This is a genomic window from Legionella qingyii, from assembly GCF_003184185.1.
In genome coordinates this window covers 38773-56969 of sequence record NZ_QHJG01000030.1, presented here as the reverse complement: position 1 = coordinate 56969, position 18197 = coordinate 38773, and the positions used below count along the sequence as shown (strand labels likewise).

Sequence of the window (18197 nt, the reverse complement as noted above, 5' to 3'; positions counted from 1 at the left end):
ACTTCAAAAAAAATTATTCTTTTTTTAAAAATAATGGTCACTTTTTGTGACCATCTCTCAGGGCTTGTTCGTGGCATCCAAGTAAATAGTCGATTGTATTAACTTGTATCTGTTTTTAATTCTGACTGGAGGAATGTGCGTAGCACATGTGCTATTCGCCCTTGATGACGTTTGCCAGCTTGCCATCCTGGACATTGAGTTAACCGATAAAAACTTAAGCAGTATTTAATTGGGCTTAAACGTTTTGCCAAAGCAAATGCATTTAACAATCGTTCCTGAGATTCAAAAGCGTGCCAATAACCCAAATAGCTATCACGTAATTGACGATAAGTTTTATTTTGATCATTCATTTGATGAGCGCGCATCATGTTCACCAAAAAAGAAATTAGCGAAAAAAAAGGGTGGGAAAGAACACTTTCACCCCAATCAATAATTGTAAGATGTTGTGCCTGACAGAGGATGTTATTTTCGTGAAAATCACTATGCTCAATTGTTTCTGGAATAGAATATTGGCCAAGCTGCTGACAAAGCCCCGCAAATCTGGGGTGCAGCGAGATGAGGTGTTGCCGCTCATTTGAGGTGAAACCATCGTGGATCAAAAACTCGGTGTCATCCAGTAATTTGAAATATAACTCAGGGAGGTTCGGCAAACGCCAATCAGGGACTCCAAGTGCTAGTAGCGAATCAATTTGGCTTATAAGACCCATTTGGATTTCCGCACAGGATTTAAGTGCTTCTCTGGCCAAATCAACCTGAAAATTGATGGCCAATTGTTTTTTAAGAGGTGTTCCTCGGTCACTCATCAAAAAACAGCGTAAATTTGGATTATGGGCAAGCACTTCCGGCACTAGGGCTGGGAAAAAACTCCGCAGGTATAATAATAAATTAGGCTCAATGGCAAATGACTCAGGGATTTGTTTTAAATACAAATAGCCTCTTGTTGTGGCTAATTGATATACCTTGGCCCAGGATGTGTTTTGTATTAATTTAGACGATCCTTGTATGGAATAACCCTGTTGATTCAGATGGTTTTGCGCCCAAAGAAGCGCTGAATCATTTTCTGCATTCATAGAGAATTGTTTCATCCTGTTCGTCAGGCGATGCGGACCTATCAAATGCTTTGAGCAAGCGAATTTCTCTAAAACCGGTTTCATGAAGTAAGTCGAGTAAAAGAGAGGGCTCATCATAAAGACGGATCTTATATTCCTCGATTTCAGTTCTAATAAGTTGATTTGCCTCAATTAACTCATATTTGCCAATCGAGTAACAAATGGACTCCTCAACCAGGGCCAGTTGACTAAGCAAAATCGTTTGTCCATCGGCACGATGCCAACGCGAGCCACGCCAAATCCCCAATTCTTTGGGAACAGCATATGAGGTTTCCGCTTCAAATACGAAAATACCCCCATTTTTTAAATGATGATAAATAGCTTTTAATGACCGTTTAATCGCCTCTATATCAATGATTAAGCCAAATGAACCGCTCGGAATAAAGATTAATCCATATTGCTTTGCCTGGCAGAGTTCTTCAAGATACCCGTGCCAGATCTTGGGTTCTAACTGTTGTACTTTTGCTTTGGCATGTAGCGCATCCAGCATCGATTTACTGGCATCAAATCCTTCAATCGCAAACCCTTCCCTCAACATAGGAAGCAGAAAACGCCCAGTACCACACATGGGCTCTAAAATATCCCCCTCGGTCTCATTTGCATAACTCAAATAGAAATTCCAAGCATCTTGTGGCGGATGCGGCTTACTCAGATCATAGACCTGGGTGCATAAGTTTAAATAAGTATCCAGAGATTTATTGGCCATCAACACAACCTTCATTAGGATTAAAAAGGGATAATTTTATCCACTGTTTTTCTCTTTTTTTATTGATATTATCTGTAATGAATGATCAATGCCAATATGTTTTTTGTTCCGATTTTGAGAGTTAACCAATGAATTAATGAGTCACTTATGCTGAGCAAACTGTTGCACCGGGAGCTATGGTTTGTCTGGATGATGATTTGGTTTTGTGGTTTACAAAACGTTTTTCGTCTTAGAGAAGGGTATCTGTAATTCCGCGCATAATCCTTAAGCCTGACGTCAGACTTAGTGAAAAAAGCTAGCTAGAACCATATTTAGACGAACATGAAGGGTCTTGCTCTTGCTCTTGATTATCTAGATCAGTTTTTTTAATTTGCATAATGGAGTTTTTAAATTCTTGTACTTTATTAGGTTTTTGAGGAGTTGGAAAAATTAATTCCTTAACTAATTCAACTATATCCCATAAAATACCCTCGCTTACTTTTGTAGAAGCCTCATTAAATTTTTTTTCACTAGCTGTCAATAACTCATTAAATTTATCGACCCTTCTTTCGAGTGATAATGATTTATTTTCTATGATTGTTTTAAGGTCCTTTGCGCTATCAATAGCCAATTCTAAATTTGCTGCTTTAAGACCAAGCTGTAAGGCTTTACTATCTTGGGGGATTAGTTTTTTTTGTTGTTTTACACACTCATCAGTAAGTTGGACCTCCAACTGTTCTAATTGCTGTATATATTCATCAAGTTTTTCGATTAATTTAACTATTATTTGCTCATTATGCTCAACATCGCTTATTAACTTAGAAATTTTTATTGCAGCTTCTCTTTTTGCAAAAAAATCATATTCCTTCTCATCGCCATTTATAATACCGTATAATTCCTTAAAAGATTCTTTAGCGCTCTCATCACCTAGAGAATCAATCTTTTGAAGTATTCCCTCTTTATTTTCATTCAGCTGGCTAATAAATATCGTTTCTAGTTCATCTAATAACGCACATTGAAACGCTGCCGCTGCTGGCTGTTCTTCGAAACTACACTCAGGTGGCCAATTAGATATTGCATTATAATAATAAGTATAATTATTAACCACGTTTAATGAAGAGAAATAGTTTTTATTTTTCACTATATCTTTAATTTCCTCTGCCATTTCCTCATAATCTTCCCCAGTAGAATCAACAGCTTGCAAAACTACTTCTTTAGCAATTTTTAAAGCACCAATAGGGTCTTTAATCATTGTATCAATAATGTTTGTTGTCGAAGCCAAAGATGTATTTTCTAAGTTTGATTGAGCCATATAAATGCACCATGATTATTTATTGACCAATAATATATTATAAGCATAAATGGCAAAAAACACATGCTGGACCAACGGATGCAATTCGTGCGAAAACCTCTTATTAAAAAGTATTTAATCGAATCATTTTAAGATGGTCATTTTATTTTAAAATCACTTGAGTCTTAAAAGGTCATATTGACTTGAATTTATATATTTTCTTTATTTAACAATTAGTTATCTAAAATAAGTAAAAATAGAAAATTACACGTTTACAGGATTTAAACTTATCACCTAAACTAAAAAAACATTAATTAAATACCTGCAACGGATGAATGCGCTAACAATAATAAAAACGGCAAAAGAAAAGCCAACAACAGTCGCCAACAGCCGATTGGTTTTTTTACCTGGGGTTTTGTCGGATCATCGCGTATGGGCTTATCAAACACATCATTTGCAAGATCTGGTGAGTTGTCAAACCATTCCACTCGTTCATGGGAATACTACTGAGGATTTGCTCCAAACGGTGTTAAACCATGTTGAAGGGAGTTTTTTTCTGGCAGGACATTCGATGGGTGGATGGTTGGCATTGGAACTTGCCAGGAGGGCTCCGGAGCGCATTTTAAAATTATGCTTATTGAATACTTCTGCCCAACAAGACTCTGAAGAAAAACATCAAAAAAGAATAGAAATGATACAAAAAGTTGAGCAGGGAAATTTTCAGACGGTTGCTGCGGCACTTGCAGATCATTATGTGTACGATAACCGGGTTAAGGCGGAAGTGCTTTCCATGTTTCTAAGTGTTGGTCAACAGGCCTTTCTTTCTCAGCAAAAAATCCTGTTAGCTCGCGAAGAATGTAGCTCGTTCCTTGCATCACTTGCAATGCCTACTTTGGTCATTCATGCACGCCAAGATAAAAATTTTTCTCTGGCCGTTCATACCGAGTTGGCAGGCAAAATTCCCAATGCCAAATTAGCGATTATTGAGGACTCTGGCCACATGGCACCTATGGAATCACCACAAGCGGTCACTGCATTATTACGATTGTGGCTGGATTATTTTTGAGGTAGTCACTCTTCATAATCACTCAGATCAAATGCTTCTTGCAAATTACCCAGCTGCTCTTCAACCACCGTTAATTTTTCAAAGCTGGCAATATGAAACAAAGCCTGTCCTGAATGCACAAGCGGCAGCATATTTTCACCAATAATAATGCCAGAAAGTGGTGATTTTAATTTGTATTCTTCCGTACTGGTTGGATTGGCGATAACCGCAATTACTTGTCCTTTGGTGACTCGATCTCCTGATTTTTTAATGTGTCTTAAAATGCCACTTATGGGTGCTCTTATCCAATAGCTGTTCCTGGATACAGTAGGGGTACATTTTTTTACTCTGTATCGCCCTGGTTGAATCATTCCTAAGGCCCCCATAACACTTAAAATTCCATTAATACCTGTTCTGATGGATAATTCATCAAAACGCAAAGACTCTCCTCCCTCATAAACCAAAATAGGAATGCCCTGCTCATTCGCATATTCCCGCATTGAACCATCTCTAAATGTTGAATGCAGAATGACTGGGACATTAAAAGCGTGAGCCAATTCTTCGACACCTGGCATATCAAGATTTGCTCTAATTTGCGGTAAATTAAAGCGATGATTGGAGCCAGTGTGTAAATCAATGGCGTGAGTTGATTGAGATAAAATTTGCTTGCTGATAATTTTAGCAAGAATGGAGGCCAGTGAACCATTTGAACTGCCAGGAAATGATCGATTTAAGTCTCTTCGATCCATTAAGTATCGTTCCTGGTATAAAAAACCGTATACATTGACAATAGGAATCGCAATGACATTCCCGTTCATATTTTTTAGCCCCTTTTTTTTCAAGAAGCGTCTGATGATCTCAACTCCATTGATTTCATCGCCATGAATGGCTGCAGTAATGCATAACGAAGGTCCTTCTTCCACCCCGTTAATGACATGTATTGGCAAACTGATGGGAGTCCAGTCATATAATTTGGGCATGGGTAATAAAACAGTTTTGCGGGTACCAGGTTTAATTTTCACGTCACCAATTACAACGGGTGCTTTGCTACTCATTCTTACTATTTCCTTAAATAAGGTTATATAACAAGTGTAGCTTGAATTAAGGCAGATATAATGAAGACACCGCTAAAGTTTCAGTCTTTGAACATTTAGCGGTTTGGATGGACATGCTTTTAAAACGGTTTTTGATATGTCATAAAATCATTTAATCAAGGCTTAAATCTGAACCAACAGAAAGTGTATTTCCAAGTTTTATGCCCGAGAGTTGTTGATTAAATATCGCATAGTTATTGTGTGAGCCGGTATTAATTATTGGGAACACAAGATGCTCGAAGAAATGGGCTCGTTTCTCAATTTCTTCACTATATACCCTTGCTACTATTTGAGGATCATTTTTAAATTCACCACAACCCCAGGCACCTAAAATTGCATTGGGTTGATTTGCAAGAATTAATGTATCGAGCTGGGCGGCAATGCGTCTTCTTAGATCCGCTATATATTGTTTCTCGGTTTCAAGATCCAAGTCATGGGGTGTGGAGGGAAGTTGCGGCGCAGCTGATCTTAATTCATAAAATGGGAAAATATCTGATTCAGGAAGAAAGGCATAACTCATGTCACTATCTGCAACATAGCGTACATGTGTAAAGTCATCAGGAGCCGTGGGAAAAGATATTTCAGGCCCTCTGAAACATACCCTGGGTTCCGGGCTAAAAAATACTTTATATCCTTGGGAGTCCGTTTCTCCACCGTGTTTTTTCAATGTCTCACGTTCTTCCTCAGTCATTTTTATCTTGGCTTCTAAAAGCTTTTTTGCTGTGTCACGGTAGCAAAATGCTTTAGCTTCTTTGTCTAAATAAATAATATTGTCCAATAAAGATTGAGCACAGTTACTTCGATGCCATATATTTTCCTCTTGGGCACTTCCTCCTTCTAAGGCAGCCCCCCCAGGGAACATCGGACTTGCCATATTGAGTACCGAGTAAAATACGCCATATTTTTTGGTTGCTTCAAGCGCTGCAAGCCCCCAATCTCTGTGGATGACTTCAACTAACTTTGGTGAAGCTGATTTATGTTTAGCCCATAGGTTTAAATTATCTTGTGCTATACGGTGTAATTCCTCTGATTTTTTTAAATCAGTGATCCAATCTAAGGTTTTTTCCATGCTTTTGTGTCGCCATCTCTGACCAGTATAAGATCCTTTGATGAGGCTTGGCTTATTTTCTGCATGCACTTCTTTAATAACAGATACGCTATTTTTCGGAAGTGAAGGATTAAATAGTCTAATTTTCGACATCATTTTTTTTTATCCTTAATTTCTTGGCTCCATCTTCTATCTTCAGTGACTTGCTTCTAAAATCAATTGATTGGTTTTTATTAAGATTCCGCTTTTTAATAGAAGACGGTACTCGTCAAATTTCCATCAGGCACAACAGCTTTGAGTGTCATTAGTTTAAATTTCCATACACAGACAGCACTCTTGATTTGTATTTTTTTTATAGGGAGAACATGCAACAGATAGGGGTATCTCTACTAATAGCAATATTCTAAGCAATTGTAACCTTCCATATATACTTCTTTGACTCAACTTTGAATAAAGTTGAATCAAAGTCAGTAGACCAAAATGTCCAAAAAAAGTCAACTTTGTTTTTTGTTATGAGACGAAGTTCATTTATTATCATATTGATGGGGCATGCAATACCGCATAAAAGTTGGATTCCAATACCCCCTTTAGGCTAAGAATAAAGAGGTGTTAACACGGACTTCTCATTAAAAAAAGATTAATTATTGATCTATAATTACATTAATCTCACTTTTTGATTGATTAATATGAAAATTGATGAGGATTCTATAAGGGAGCTATGTGGTAACAGTTCTGAAGTTGTTGTATTCGGTTTTGGTAAATATAACTATAAAGAGGTCTGTAATGCATTCAATAAAAGCAATGGAATAAATGCAGTTCATTCTGATAATTATGAAACCAAAAACACAGATCTAACCAATAATAACCCCTATTCTATATATAATTATTTTAAGTTTATTATTAACGACTTAATTGTTGAAAATTATAAGAGGCAAAAAGAAGGTAAACCAATAGTTCCTTTAATTTTTGTAGTTGGAAAAAGTGATGAGAGTTATGACCCAAAACAAATTGCTCAAAGAGATGAGGGGCCTATCGATAAATGGGTCACGCTCACAGAACTACGAAGAGTCTATAAATTAGCAACAGAATTTGGTCCCGAATTTTCTAAAGTTGCTCTAGATACGGTTAAGTTTGTAAGGCTTGAAACAAACTCTGAGGTAACCACATTAAAGCCTGTTCCTCCTTTTTGGGAAGGCAAAGAATGGCAGCAAGATTGGCAAACGCGAAAAGAAGAGACCCAACAGAGACATGGTCAACTGATTAAAAACAGTATTTGGCGCTCCAATTTACAAGAGAAAATTCAAGAAATCGATAGTCAATATTCTGATGAGAACAGTAAAGAAGAAAAAAATACTCTTAAGAGTTAGCTAAGATTGGTTTTAGCAGAAGACTCGAACTGGTGACCTAATCATTAACAGCCCTGCTTATCAAGTTGTGGTCGTTAGTTGTTGGTTAAAGCGAGGATAAGAATTAATCTATACGGTTATGCCCAACAATGAACCAATCCCTGCACTCACAACCATCGCTAGTGTTCCCCAAACGACAACACGTACTGATCCTAATAGTACTCGCGCGCCACCAACCTGTGCAGCAACTCCTCCGAGTAATGCCAAAAATAGAACCGTCATCACTGATATTGTTAGAATAAGATAGGTACTGGGAACAATAAATATGATTGATAGAGGTAATAATGAACCAAAAGTAAAGCTGCAGGCTGAAAACATTGCTGCCTGAAGCGGACGTGCACTCGATATTTCTGTAATGCCAAGCTCGTCTCGAGCATGTGTACCTAATGCATCCTTAGCCATCAGTTGTTTTACAACCTCTTTTGCAAGAGCGGGTTCTAATCCACGATTGATGTATATTGTGGTTAACTCTTCTATTTCATTCGCTAAGCTTGTCTCAAGTTCTTTCTTTTCACGTTGTAGCGCGGATTGTTCTGTATCTGCTTGAGAGCTTACTGATATATACTCACCTGCAGCCATTGACATGGCACCGGCAATTAATCCTGCAATCCCAGCTATAAGTATTCCATTATATGGCGTGTGGGCAGCAGCAACACCAATCAACAAGCTCGCTGTAGATATAATGCCATCGTTCGCGCCCAGGACGGCCGCACGTAACCAGCCAATTCGTTCAATTCGATGATGTTCTTTATGTTGCATAAACGACAAACCTCCTATGAGAAATAAGTCTGGAGCGAAATGCCACTAAGTTACTCTCGTGGCATATCAGATTTGTGCTTATATACTGCCTTTTCAGGGATATCAGTAGCTGAATAGACGCTAATTATTTTGAATGGTTTTTTTGCATTAAGATTAATAAAATTATGAGGAACTCCTTGAGGGATAAAGATCATATCACCTGCTGTAACCGTTGCATTTTTTCCATTGAGAACAGATTTTGCCTGACCCTCAACAACAAATATGACCTGATCAAATTTATGAATTTCCATCCCAATCTCATTGTTGGGGTTCGTTTTGGGGGTGATACTCATAAAAACAACCTGAGCATCTTTACCTGTCATAAATGCTAACTTCCAGTTTTCATTATTTTTGGCTTTTTCAAAAATTTTGGGAGAAATAACCGCATTTATTTTATTATCAACGGCGCTTTCTTCTGAACTGGCAAATGAAGATGTTGCGATTAACGTTGACATCAAGAACGTAGATATAAAAGCCCTTTTAATTCCTTTTATTTTCATACTATTCTCCGTAATTTAAAATTAGCATATTCACCTATGCATTAATCGAATTTTTTATTCTGATTCTTCAGTTTCTTTTAATAAACTGGAACTACTTTATCCACGAACTATGCAATAAACTCAAAAGTCTTATACAGTGTAGCATATGGATTAAATATTGAGTTAAACGTGATGAAGTTAGAACAAGCTAGAATTTGGCTTAAAAACTTTGATTACAATCATTATTAAAATTTATTGTGATCGCTTGGTTGCATTAGAAGAACTGTGCTTCATTAATGTAACTATGACCCCAAAATTATCTTCACTCTTAATACCCATTTGATTAGCAAGCAGTAATCGAGATATAGTATCTATTAGAATTGATTGCTATAATTTTGTCATTTTATCAATAAATTAAGCAATAAAGCTGTATGCCTCATTTTTTTAATGCGCTAAACCCTTTATCCAAGTCGTCAGGTATTAACTATCGTAACAAGCCTTTGCTAAATATATTAATGCCTGAGGAAATACCCGATCTGTTAACTCATGAATTTATTCAATTACAGTGGAATAGAGATTTGTGCTGGTATGAAACTATCGATGCAACATACGTATGTTTAGTCGGTGATCATTATGATTACTCGCCTTCTGCTTCTCAAAAAACTGTGTTTGAGCAAATAATGACAGCTTTCTTTCGTCCCTATCTGATCCCCGTAATAGTGGGTTCCGAAATCTATGCTGTTTATAATCGTAAAACAGGGATCAAAGGGGCATTGGATTTTTTAATTTTTCCATTGGTAGCACGTAAATTAATTGCTGATACCTGGTTAGAAGAGAGAAAAAATACACCCATACTTAATGGAATAGCCTGGGCAATTGCAATTCCTCTTGAAGTGTTAAGACATTCGCTGGCCTTAGCATTAACCATTGCTCTTATTCCTATTGTCTCTTTAATACATATATTCAGAAGCTTAATTAATAATTTCTCAAATGTTCCTTTAGATGAAAATGAAGAGGATACTCTGGATTTGGTGCTGTTCTAGTTTAATTTTTAAGCTTTGGATTCGTATTGGAGTTTAGTCAAACTCCCTTACTCATCAATTTAATTCTTTATTACTTTTAAGGCGCAAATAATTTGCATAGTGATTGCTCGTTGACTATTATGAATTTGGTAGATCTCATTTTTTGAATGGGTGTCGCATGGTAAACAAAAGCAAAACAGCTGAAGAAGTTAATAAGGCGTATGATTCTCCTTCGTGGTTTTATGACTTAAGAGGCCTCTTTATACTCACATTTGCTTATCAAGCGACTTTATGGAATCAAATTAGCTTTTTTAGTAAAAACATAAAGGGAATTCATCTTGAAGCGGCTATTGGCTCTGGCTCATTGTTATATGTTATCTTAAAATGGCTCAAATTAAAAAATGTAAAATATGATGTCATCTATGGTTTTGATTATGCAGAATCTATGCTTGCAGGAGCCAAAAAAAGATTTAAGAGAGACCCAAATATTATTCTTGAAAAAGAAGATGCCGCATCTCTTCCCTATGAAAATAACTTTTTCGATTCGGTTTCTATTGCAAATTCAGTTCATTGCTTCCCAGAAGTTGAAAAATCTTTAGCCGAACTGGTGCGAGTAACAAAACCTAAAGGCACAATTTTTTTGAATGTACTTTTATACCCTAAAACAAAAGGATTTCTGGATAAAATATCAAATAAAATCAATAACTGGGCTATTAAAAAAGGAATTCTAATAACTCCTTTTACTGAGAAGAAAATTAATGCTCTTATAGATAATCTTAACGTCAGCGTTATATCAAAAGATATTGAGGGAAACTCAATGAATATTAGTCTTATCAAAGAAGACTGATTTGAAGATCGATTTAGCGACAATGCTAAAACATTACTGTAGATTAAAAATTCTGAGAGGGTATTGTTCACTAGGGTAATGAAGCAATTGTCAACAGACTCTAGCGAGCTATTGAAAAATCTTGTTTCAAGTCCATTGCATTCGGGTATTGGGTTTCAATCAGTTCGTTAGCAATGAAGAACTCATTTAAGGTTTAATTGATGTTCGCCAAAACCCAGACTGAGATTGGCTTCTCGGACAGGCCTTGAACCCGCGACCTAATGATTAACAGTTATAAGATTACGGCTTTTAATTACTTTTACCAACTTTTAAATTATCTCAATAACCCTTTGTTTATAAGGACTATCGGCTTTTTTTATAGCACAATTACTTTTATTGTGTTTTAATCATTCCTTCGACACATATTCGACACGTTTGAATAAGAGGGAAAATGAAAATCACAAAATCGGCCGTTGATAAACTACCTTTGCCTGTTTCAACGACTCAGGGAAGAACGGCACAAAAACGATATTACGATGACGCAATGAAGGGATTTGGTATCAGAGTTACCTCCGGTGGCACTAAGGCTTTTTTTGTTGAAAAACTCATAAAAAATAAACTGTCCCGAATTACTTTAGGCCGTTATCCTGAACTGACAGTTGAGATGGCAAGAAAGGAAGCCCAAAAACTACTTGGACAAATTGCCACAGGAATAGATCCAGTTGCCGAAAAGCGCGCAGAAAAAATGCGGCAAATCACCTTAAACGATGTATTTAATGATTACATTCAAGTTCGTAAATCGCTAAAACACAATACCCTTTATAATTACAAAAAGGTATTAGCCACAGGATTTGCAAGCTGGATTAATAAACCCTTGCTGACCATCACCAAAGACAGCGTTGCAAAGCATCATAAAAAATTAGGGCAAGAGCATGGCAAGGCTTACGCCAATTTAGCCATGCGTCTACTGCGCGCCCTTTTCAATTTTGCAGCCGGCCAATACGAGGATACACAAGGTAAATCATTAATTACCGAAAACCCGGTAAAACGTTTATCACAAACTAGAGCTTGGTATCGGGTTGAGCGTCGTCAAAGTTTTATTAAAGCTCATGAATTGGCGGCTTGGTACCTTGGTGTACAACAACTACAAAATGAAGTTTTACGAGATTACTTATTGTTAATCATACTAACAGGATTGCGCCGTCAGGAAGCAGCCACTTTACGCTGGGATCAAGTGGATCTCAACGCTAAAACCTTAACTGTACTTGATACTAAAAACCATGAGCCTCATACCCTTCCCCTTTCTACCTACCTCTATGAACTGCTATTATCACGCAGCCAAAAAAGGATAAATGAGTATGTTTTTCCTGGCACGGGAGCCGCAGGTCACATTATTGAGCCACGTAAGCAAATGGCCAATGTAACTAAGCTCTCAGGCATTCATTTTACGGTTCATGATTTAAGACGAACGTTTATTACTATTGCTGAGGGACTGGATATCTCAGCTTATGCTTTAAAGCGTTTGATGAACCATAAAATGAACGGTGATATCACTGCTGGGTACATCGTGACCGATGTTGAACGGCTGAGAAAACCAATGCAGCAGATTACCGATTATTTTTTGAAGTGTATGGGTGTCCAACCATCCTCAACACTAATAGCAATCCAACAACAAGGAGCAGTTCATGAGTAAAGAAATTAAAGTTCAAGATGACGCATTACGCTTAAACCAAGATTACAAGCATTTTTTAACCGATATTAAAACACGGTTACAAGCAGCTCAGATTCGCGCAGCACTTGCTGCGAATAGTGAGTTGATCAAGTTCTATTGGGAGCTTGGTACTGATTTAATCGAGAAACAAAAAAATCATCAGTGGGGTACTGGATTTTTAGAACAGTTTTCGCATGACCTGCGTGAGGCATTCCCTGAAATGCAGGGATTTTCAGTGCGAAACCTACAGCGTATGAAGCAATTTGCCACGCTATATTCCGATATTTCAATTACGACACAAGCTGTGTCGCAATTACCTTGGGGCCATATTAGCCGCTTAATGCAAATGGTCAAAGATGATACGGCGCGTGATTGGTATGCGACTCAAACCATCAAAAATGGCTGGTCACGCTCAATCCTAGAAATGCAGATCGAAAGTGGATTATATGAACGTCAAGCCGTTGCCAGCAATAAAACCTCCAATTACCACAAGCATTTACCCGAATTACAATCCGATTTAGCCAATGAAATATTAAAAGATCCCTATAATTTTGATTTTCTGACCATTCAAGGCAAAGCCCATGAACGTGGTATTGAAAATGCTTTAATCACCCATATTCGTGACTTTCTCATTGAGCTCGGCCAAGGTTTCGCCTTTGTGGGTTCTCAAGTCCCCCTAACCTTTGATGATCAAGAGTTTTTTGTTGATCTATTGTTTTACCACCTCGAATTACGAGCATTTGTTGTCATCGAATTGAAAAATACGAAATTTAAACCAGAACATACCGGACAGTTGGGTTTTTATCTAGCAGCTGTTGATGATCAATTACGAAAGCCCGGCGATAATCAAACTATTGGAATCTTGCTATGTAAATCGAAAAATAAAGTCATTGCAGAATATGCATTGCGAAACATTAGTGCTCCTATAGGTGTTTCAGAATATACCTTATCTAAATCAATTCCAACTGATTTGAAAGGTAGTTTACCGACAGTTGAAGAAATTGAGGCTGAATTAAATGAATCTGCAAAAGAGGATTGATTGGTTCAATCTATTGTAGACTTGTAAAAAATGCTGGGACAAAAGGGACGAGTGGGGCACCCATATTAATACCGGGTTAAAACAGTCCCAGTATAAATTGTTCATGTTGGGACTTTGGGGACTTTTTTACTTTTTACTTTTGTTGTTTCAATCAGTATCATTCAAAACAACCAATTTTCTATAAAGAAAAATCGTAAGTAGAGAACCTATTGAGCAGATTAAAAATAAAGAATAATAGTCAGCTAACTGATAGATTGCACCTCCTAAAATGGGTCCAACCGCCAAACCAATTGCAGAGGCATTAAGAACACCATAACAGCTACCCATCACATGAGGTGGTGTAATTTTAGCAAGAAACACATCATTCAATGGGAAAAAGATCACCTCGCCCAGGGATAAAATCAGCATGGAGCAATTCAGTGTTAAGCTATTTTGGGCAAAGCAAAATCCCATAAAGCCTATAGCTAATAAGGATAACCCTATAGATGCAAGCAACATATAATTTACTTTTTGGAGAAGAGGTCCAATAAAAATCTGCAGCAAAACACAGGTTATTGCATTGACGATTAGCATGTTACTGTACACTACAACGCCATCGTCAAATTGTTGCACAATATATTGGGCTAACGAAGAGGTTATTTGGGAGTACATGCTGTAACAGATGAAACTAATGAGGAAGAGTCTTTTCAGAGATGTGTTTGTTGCGATAAGTTGCAGGGTATCTGTGATGGAGACGCTTTTGGAGCTATGAGAGTCTTTTGAGAGCTGCAGATTGTTCTTTTTTGACCAGAAGATTGACAATAAAAAACCAGTAGAAAGATAGCAGTATGCGATGAGCTGAAACAGCTGAGTGGATTGTTCAGCAGCATAACGTGCGCCGAATAATGGGCCTAAAGCCGCCGCTAAATTTAAAACAGCATAACGTAAACCAAACGCAACGCTTCTCTGTTGTTCATTGATACTGGTGGCTAACAACGTTTTCGATGCAATATCAAAAATAGCTCGAAATACGCCGAGGATGGTATTTAACACAATAAAACACACTAAAGATTGGCTTAGATAAAGGGCCTCATAGGCAATTCCTGCTCCAAATAAAGTCATAATGAATAATTGCTGCGGAGGGTAGCGATCAGATAGATGTCCTATGAATATGCTTGTCAGACTGTGGCTTAATTGTCCGGAAGCAATAATAACTCCTATAGAAATAGGCGATAGTGAAAAATAGTTCAAGTAAATTGCTAAAAAAGGTACGATCAAAAATTGCCCTAATTTTATGATAAAAAAAGCGATTATAAAGAGTGAAATGTTAAAAAATGCTCTACCTGATCGAGTTGCACTAAGATACATAGATTCTGACATAGTACTTCCCTAATCATGGTGAACTTTTGTTGTTATTTGTACCTGTTTCATAGCCAAATGCACTGTAGAAATCGCTTCATCAATATCGTGTCCTGTTCCTAAAATATATCCTTGTCTGGATTGAGAAGAGCTTAGTTTCCCAAACTTCTGACCTTTTTTCAGGGTACAATGAATACGAACAATTCCAGGTAAATTGTTTGCAGACTCAAGGCCATTAATATCAAGAATTTCTTCAAATTCTCGTGCAAAAAATAAAACAGCAGCGGCATTTTCTTTTTTATTCCTTGTTTTTTGACATAATCCCAATAAATGGAGCACCGTTTCAGAAATGACATCCACTCCTGTGGTCAATTCGGTTAGCTCCCAAATTTGATCGCCTCCCATTCGGGTTTGTGATTCAATCATTTTTATTTCACCCTGATGTACTTTAATTTCAGTATGCGCCGGACCATTTTGGTGTTGAATAATATCTAAAAATCGAAGCATAATTTGCTGTATTTTTTGTTGCATATCTGGAGTTAGGCGAGCAGGAGTGTAATGACCGAATTCAATAAAATGGGGAACTTCTGTTGTAAGCTTTTCAGTAATGGCAATGATTTGATGTTGCCCATCCAAACTTAAGGATTCCACACTGTATTCTTTACCTAAAAGAAACTCTTCTGCAATAAGCTCTTGGTTGTCGAGCTGTGTAGCCCAATTCCATGCTTTAGTGATATTTTCAACGGCGTCAACATAAAAAACACCTTGACTTCCTGCGCCATGAGCAGGTTTGAGGATAAAAGGAGCCTTTATTTGCTCATAAAAGGCATATACATCTTCTAAAGTGCGGCAGTTTTGATAGACAATGGAGTCAAGCTGATGCTTCTTAAGTAAACAGCGCATTTTAAGTTTATCGCGTGTATGATCCACTGGAAATACTGCATTGCCTTTAATGTTCAATTGTTCAGCGATTAATGCTGCCGGGTATAAACCAAACTCTGTAAAAGAAACAACCGCTCTAAAATGGTGAGCTTGATGTAAATTTTCTGCTATTTGACTTATTTCAGAAAGATTCTCATAAGTATCAACGAATACGATGTTTTCAACCAAATACTCAGTTAAAGGATCAAGTTGCGACTGAATCAGCACAAATTGAACTTGCATTGTCATAAGTTTTTGTAATGTATGTTCTCGTGCCCCGATGACGAGTAAACAAGGAGATGAGTTTATATCATATGCTTCCATAGTGGATGTTCCTTAAAAATTGCTAATTCTTGGGTAATTTCTGATACCGATTTATCTAGATAATAAGTACTGAGAGAAGAGAGCTCCTTTCCCGAAGATAAACGACCAAGCCATTCAAGGGGTGTAGACGTATCCTGAATAAAGTTGGTCCCCCATGCGTTTAAATCATTACTTAACATCTCTTGCAGGAGCTCTTGTTCATCAACAACATTCGGACCGAGTAGCTCGCCAAAGATTTTTTGGATTAAAGGAAGATAAGCAATTTGTCGCGTTCCACCCAATACTCGAATTTGGGGCATAAGGCATAAAACTAGAAAACTTAAAAAGATATTGGGAATTAATTGCCCATTGATAAGGGCCTCACAAATAGATTGAGGATCTAATGGTATTTTTAATTGTTTACTTAGATTGGTTGTCTCTTCTTTAAAAACATTATCCACAATTCTTAATGCACGTATCTTATTGTCTCTGACGCCCCAAAAAAATTCTGTCCCCTGTTTTAAGAATAAATGACTCTTTTCATGCATTAAGAGATTAATTAAATAGTTCAACTTACTGCGTTGTTTAGAGGAAAAAATAAGCTGGTAAATAATTCCTTCAGGATCACGTAAATGTTCTGCAACTAAAAGTGATGTGAAGTTATCATTTAGGATCACTGGCTGGACTTCTTGGGCATGATCACACTGCGTGAGTAAGTTTCGATTCGATAAGGTGAATGCTGGAATAAATCCTTTATATTCATTGGAATCAATGGTTGTAAGTAATTTTTCTATTCCTTTTTTTTCTAAAGAATCAGCTTGAGTCAAATATCGGATGAAATTATCAATGCAATAAGTTAATCGAGGGTAGGAGGAACAAACACTCAGTTTGGACATCTGTTTTGGCGTTAATGCAAATAAATTAATTACCCCTTGCTTTAAGTTAAGCCAGCCTGGCCCTTGCTGTTTACTCCATTGTAATGTTCGTGTCACGCTATTTAAGATAAACATATGGTTTAGCTGATGGAGTTGGCTTCCCATCCAACTCATCAAGATGGCATTAAAGTCAATCTCATTGGCGTACAACTGACAATGTGGTCCAGTTTGCAAAATGGGATAGCGGTCAAATTCAGAAAAAGCGAGTTCAAAATTAATATAGTTAGAACCAAAGAAAAGCCTCAATGCCGAATAGAATTTCGCTCTAGATTGACGTGCTAATGGGCTTACACAAGAAATCGGTTTTTGCCACACTTGTTTTATATAGGAGGACAAAGTCTCGTCCCAATTTGCTTTTAAATCACTTATAACACTTGGGCAAATGGCTTGCATTGCTCTTGTAATGGGGAATAAATCTAGTTTTTTCATGCTAATCAACCCCAGATATTTTGCGACACGTGATAAAAGGGATCAAACACGTTGGCGAATTGCATTTGAGAGTAGTCCTGGAGTTTTTTATGGAGGATATGGAGTTCTGCACAAGCAATAATAAATTGGTGCTCTGGAAATCGGCTCATAAATTCTAAAAACTCATCAAGTAGCGGTGCATCCACGAGATTGTCCTTCACTGCCTTAATCAGCGTATTGAGTTGTGTTTGCGCCTCACTCCCAACAAAAGTAATTTGCCGTGCTGCCTTTACCCAAAGTGGATGGTTCTCCAAAACCTGTGCCTCTTTGGCGGAAGAAGCACAAAGAACGATAAATTGAGTATTTTGTGCAAGTACATGTTCTAAAACCCATGTTACAAGGGAGCAAATTTTAGCCTGGTGCTCAGGTAATAATTGGGGAAGTAATGCATGGGCAGTAAAGCAGCAAATAATAAGGTAGTCGACATTTTGCTGTAAGAGATAAGCTATATTATTTTCCAGCTTTGCTAAGAGTTCCGCTTTACTTTGATGAACAGACATCAGTGCTGTTGATTGAGTTTGCAAGGGCTCTGAATATAAATACACATAAGGAGGATGGTATTCTTTTTTTAAAGTATGCTTGCTTAGATAGACCGTATAAAGAGTTTCAACAAATGCTGATGAAGCTAAAGGCCCCATTCCACCGATAATACCTATTTTGATTGTTTTCTTATTCATTA

General features: G+C 37.3%; 17 protein-coding genes. 6 read left to right on the top strand and 11 right to left on the bottom strand.

All coding sequences use genetic code 11. From position 1 onward, the window contains the following. Positions 1-98 precede the first annotated feature (98 nt). The 3 genes from DGG96_RS16100 to DGG96_RS16090 all read right to left on the bottom strand — a co-directional run bounded on the left by DGG96_RS16100 (position 99) and on the right by DGG96_RS16090 (position 3106). Complete coding sequence (locus DGG96_RS16100; protein ID WP_158618892.1) at positions 99-1085, bottom strand: phosphotransferase; 987 nt, start codon at positions 1083-1085, stop codon at positions 99-101. Beyond that, the gene (locus tag DGG96_RS16095) at positions 1054-1815 is read right to left on the bottom strand and encodes a class I SAM-dependent methyltransferase (RefSeq protein ID WP_110143659.1); all 762 of its coding nucleotides are present in this window, start codon (positions 1813-1815) and stop codon (positions 1054-1056) included. The genes DGG96_RS16100 and DGG96_RS16095 overlap by 32 nt, the downstream gene beginning before the upstream one ends. 295 nt (positions 1816-2110) lie before the next feature. Further along, complete coding sequence (locus tag DGG96_RS16090; RefSeq protein WP_110143658.1) at positions 2111-3106, bottom strand: hypothetical protein; 996 nt, start codon at positions 3104-3106, stop codon at positions 2111-2113. A 310-nt stretch (positions 3107-3416) separates the two neighbouring features. Between DGG96_RS16090 and DGG96_RS16085 the strand changes: the two genes are divergently transcribed. Continuing rightward, positions 3417-4151 (top strand): alpha/beta fold hydrolase, encoded by a 735-nt coding sequence (locus DGG96_RS16085; RefSeq protein WP_110143657.1) that lies wholly within the window; start codon positions 3417-3419, stop codon positions 4149-4151. 5 nt (positions 4152-4156) lie between these two features. On the opposite strand, the gene DGG96_RS16080 is transcribed toward DGG96_RS16085, so the two are convergent. Next, positions 4157-5185 carry a succinylglutamate desuccinylase/aspartoacylase family protein gene (locus DGG96_RS16080; RefSeq protein WP_110143656.1) on the bottom strand — a complete coding sequence of 343 codons (1029 nt, stop codon included), beginning with the start codon at positions 5183-5185 and terminating at the stop codon, positions 4157-4159. A gap of 151 nt (positions 5186-5336) precedes the next feature. Then, positions 5337-6428: a poly(ADP-ribose) glycohydrolase domain-containing protein gene (locus DGG96_RS16075; RefSeq protein WP_110143655.1), complete on the bottom strand. Its 1092-nt coding sequence runs from the start codon at positions 6426-6428 to the stop codon at positions 5337-5339. Positions 6429-6958: 530 nt separating this feature from the next. Here DGG96_RS16075 and DGG96_RS16070 point away from each other — a divergent pair. Next, positions 6959-7639, top strand: a complete 681-nt coding sequence (locus DGG96_RS16070) for a hypothetical protein (RefSeq protein ID WP_110143654.1) — start codon at positions 6959-6961, stop codon at positions 7637-7639. A gap of 108 nt (positions 7640-7747) precedes the next feature. Here DGG96_RS16070 and DGG96_RS16065 read toward each other — a convergent pair whose 3' ends face one another. Together DGG96_RS16065 and DGG96_RS16060 are read right to left on the bottom strand one after the other, a co-directional pair. Further along, a complete protein-coding gene (locus DGG96_RS16065; RefSeq protein ID WP_110143653.1) occupies positions 7748-8437 on the bottom strand; it encodes a VIT1/CCC1 transporter family protein in 690 nt (229 codons plus the stop codon). A 50-nt stretch (positions 8438-8487) separates the two neighbouring features. Next, a complete protein-coding gene (locus DGG96_RS16060) occupies positions 8488-8976 on the bottom strand; it encodes a cupin domain-containing protein (protein WP_110143652.1) in 489 nt (162 codons plus the stop codon). 410 nt (positions 8977-9386) lie between these two features. On the opposite strand from DGG96_RS16060, the gene DGG96_RS16055 reads away from it, so the two are divergent. The 4 genes from DGG96_RS16055 (at position 9387) to DGG96_RS16040 (ending at position 13553) form a co-directional block, all read left to right on the top strand. Further along, a complete protein-coding gene (locus DGG96_RS16055) occupies positions 9387-9998 on the top strand; it encodes a hypothetical protein (RefSeq protein WP_110143651.1) in 612 nt (203 codons plus the stop codon). A gap of 157 nt (positions 9999-10155) precedes the next feature. After that, positions 10156-10824 carry a class I SAM-dependent methyltransferase gene (locus DGG96_RS16050; protein WP_110143650.1) on the top strand — a complete coding sequence of 223 codons (669 nt, stop codon included), beginning with the start codon at positions 10156-10158 and terminating at the stop codon, positions 10822-10824. A 430-nt stretch (positions 10825-11254) separates the two neighbouring features. Continuing rightward, positions 11255-12496, top strand: coding sequence for a tyrosine-type recombinase/integrase (locus tag DGG96_RS16045; protein WP_110143649.1), 1242 nt, complete (start codon positions 11255-11257; stop codon positions 12494-12496). Further along, on the top strand, positions 12489-13553 hold the full coding sequence (locus DGG96_RS16040) for a PDDEXK nuclease domain-containing protein (protein ID WP_110143648.1): 1065 nt from the start codon (positions 12489-12491) through the stop codon (positions 13551-13553). The genes DGG96_RS16045 and DGG96_RS16040 overlap by 8 nt, the downstream gene beginning before the upstream one ends. A gap of 147 nt (positions 13554-13700) precedes the next feature. Here DGG96_RS16040 and DGG96_RS16035 read toward each other — a convergent pair whose 3' ends face one another. Genes DGG96_RS16035 through DGG96_RS16020 form a run of 4 tightly spaced genes read right to left on the bottom strand, consistent with a single transcriptional unit; the run spans position 13701 to position 18195 of the window. Continuing rightward, positions 13701-14912: an MFS transporter gene (locus DGG96_RS16035; RefSeq protein ID WP_110143647.1), complete on the bottom strand. Its 1212-nt coding sequence runs from the start codon at positions 14910-14912 to the stop codon at positions 13701-13703. 9 nt (positions 14913-14921) lie between these two features. Further along, positions 14922-16136, bottom strand: coding sequence for an ATP-grasp domain-containing protein (locus tag DGG96_RS16030; protein ID WP_110143646.1), 1215 nt, complete (start codon positions 16134-16136; stop codon positions 14922-14924). Beyond that, positions 16118-17479 carry a hypothetical protein gene (locus DGG96_RS16025; RefSeq protein WP_110143645.1) on the bottom strand — a complete coding sequence of 454 codons (1362 nt, stop codon included), beginning with the start codon at positions 17477-17479 and terminating at the stop codon, positions 16118-16120. Before DGG96_RS16025 ends, DGG96_RS16030 begins: the two co-directional genes overlap by 19 nt. A gap of 5 nt (positions 17480-17484) precedes the next feature. After that, complete coding sequence (locus DGG96_RS16020) at positions 17485-18195, bottom strand: aspartate/glutamate racemase family protein (protein WP_110143644.1); 711 nt, start codon at positions 18193-18195, stop codon at positions 17485-17487. Positions 18196-18197: the final 2 nt, after the last annotated feature.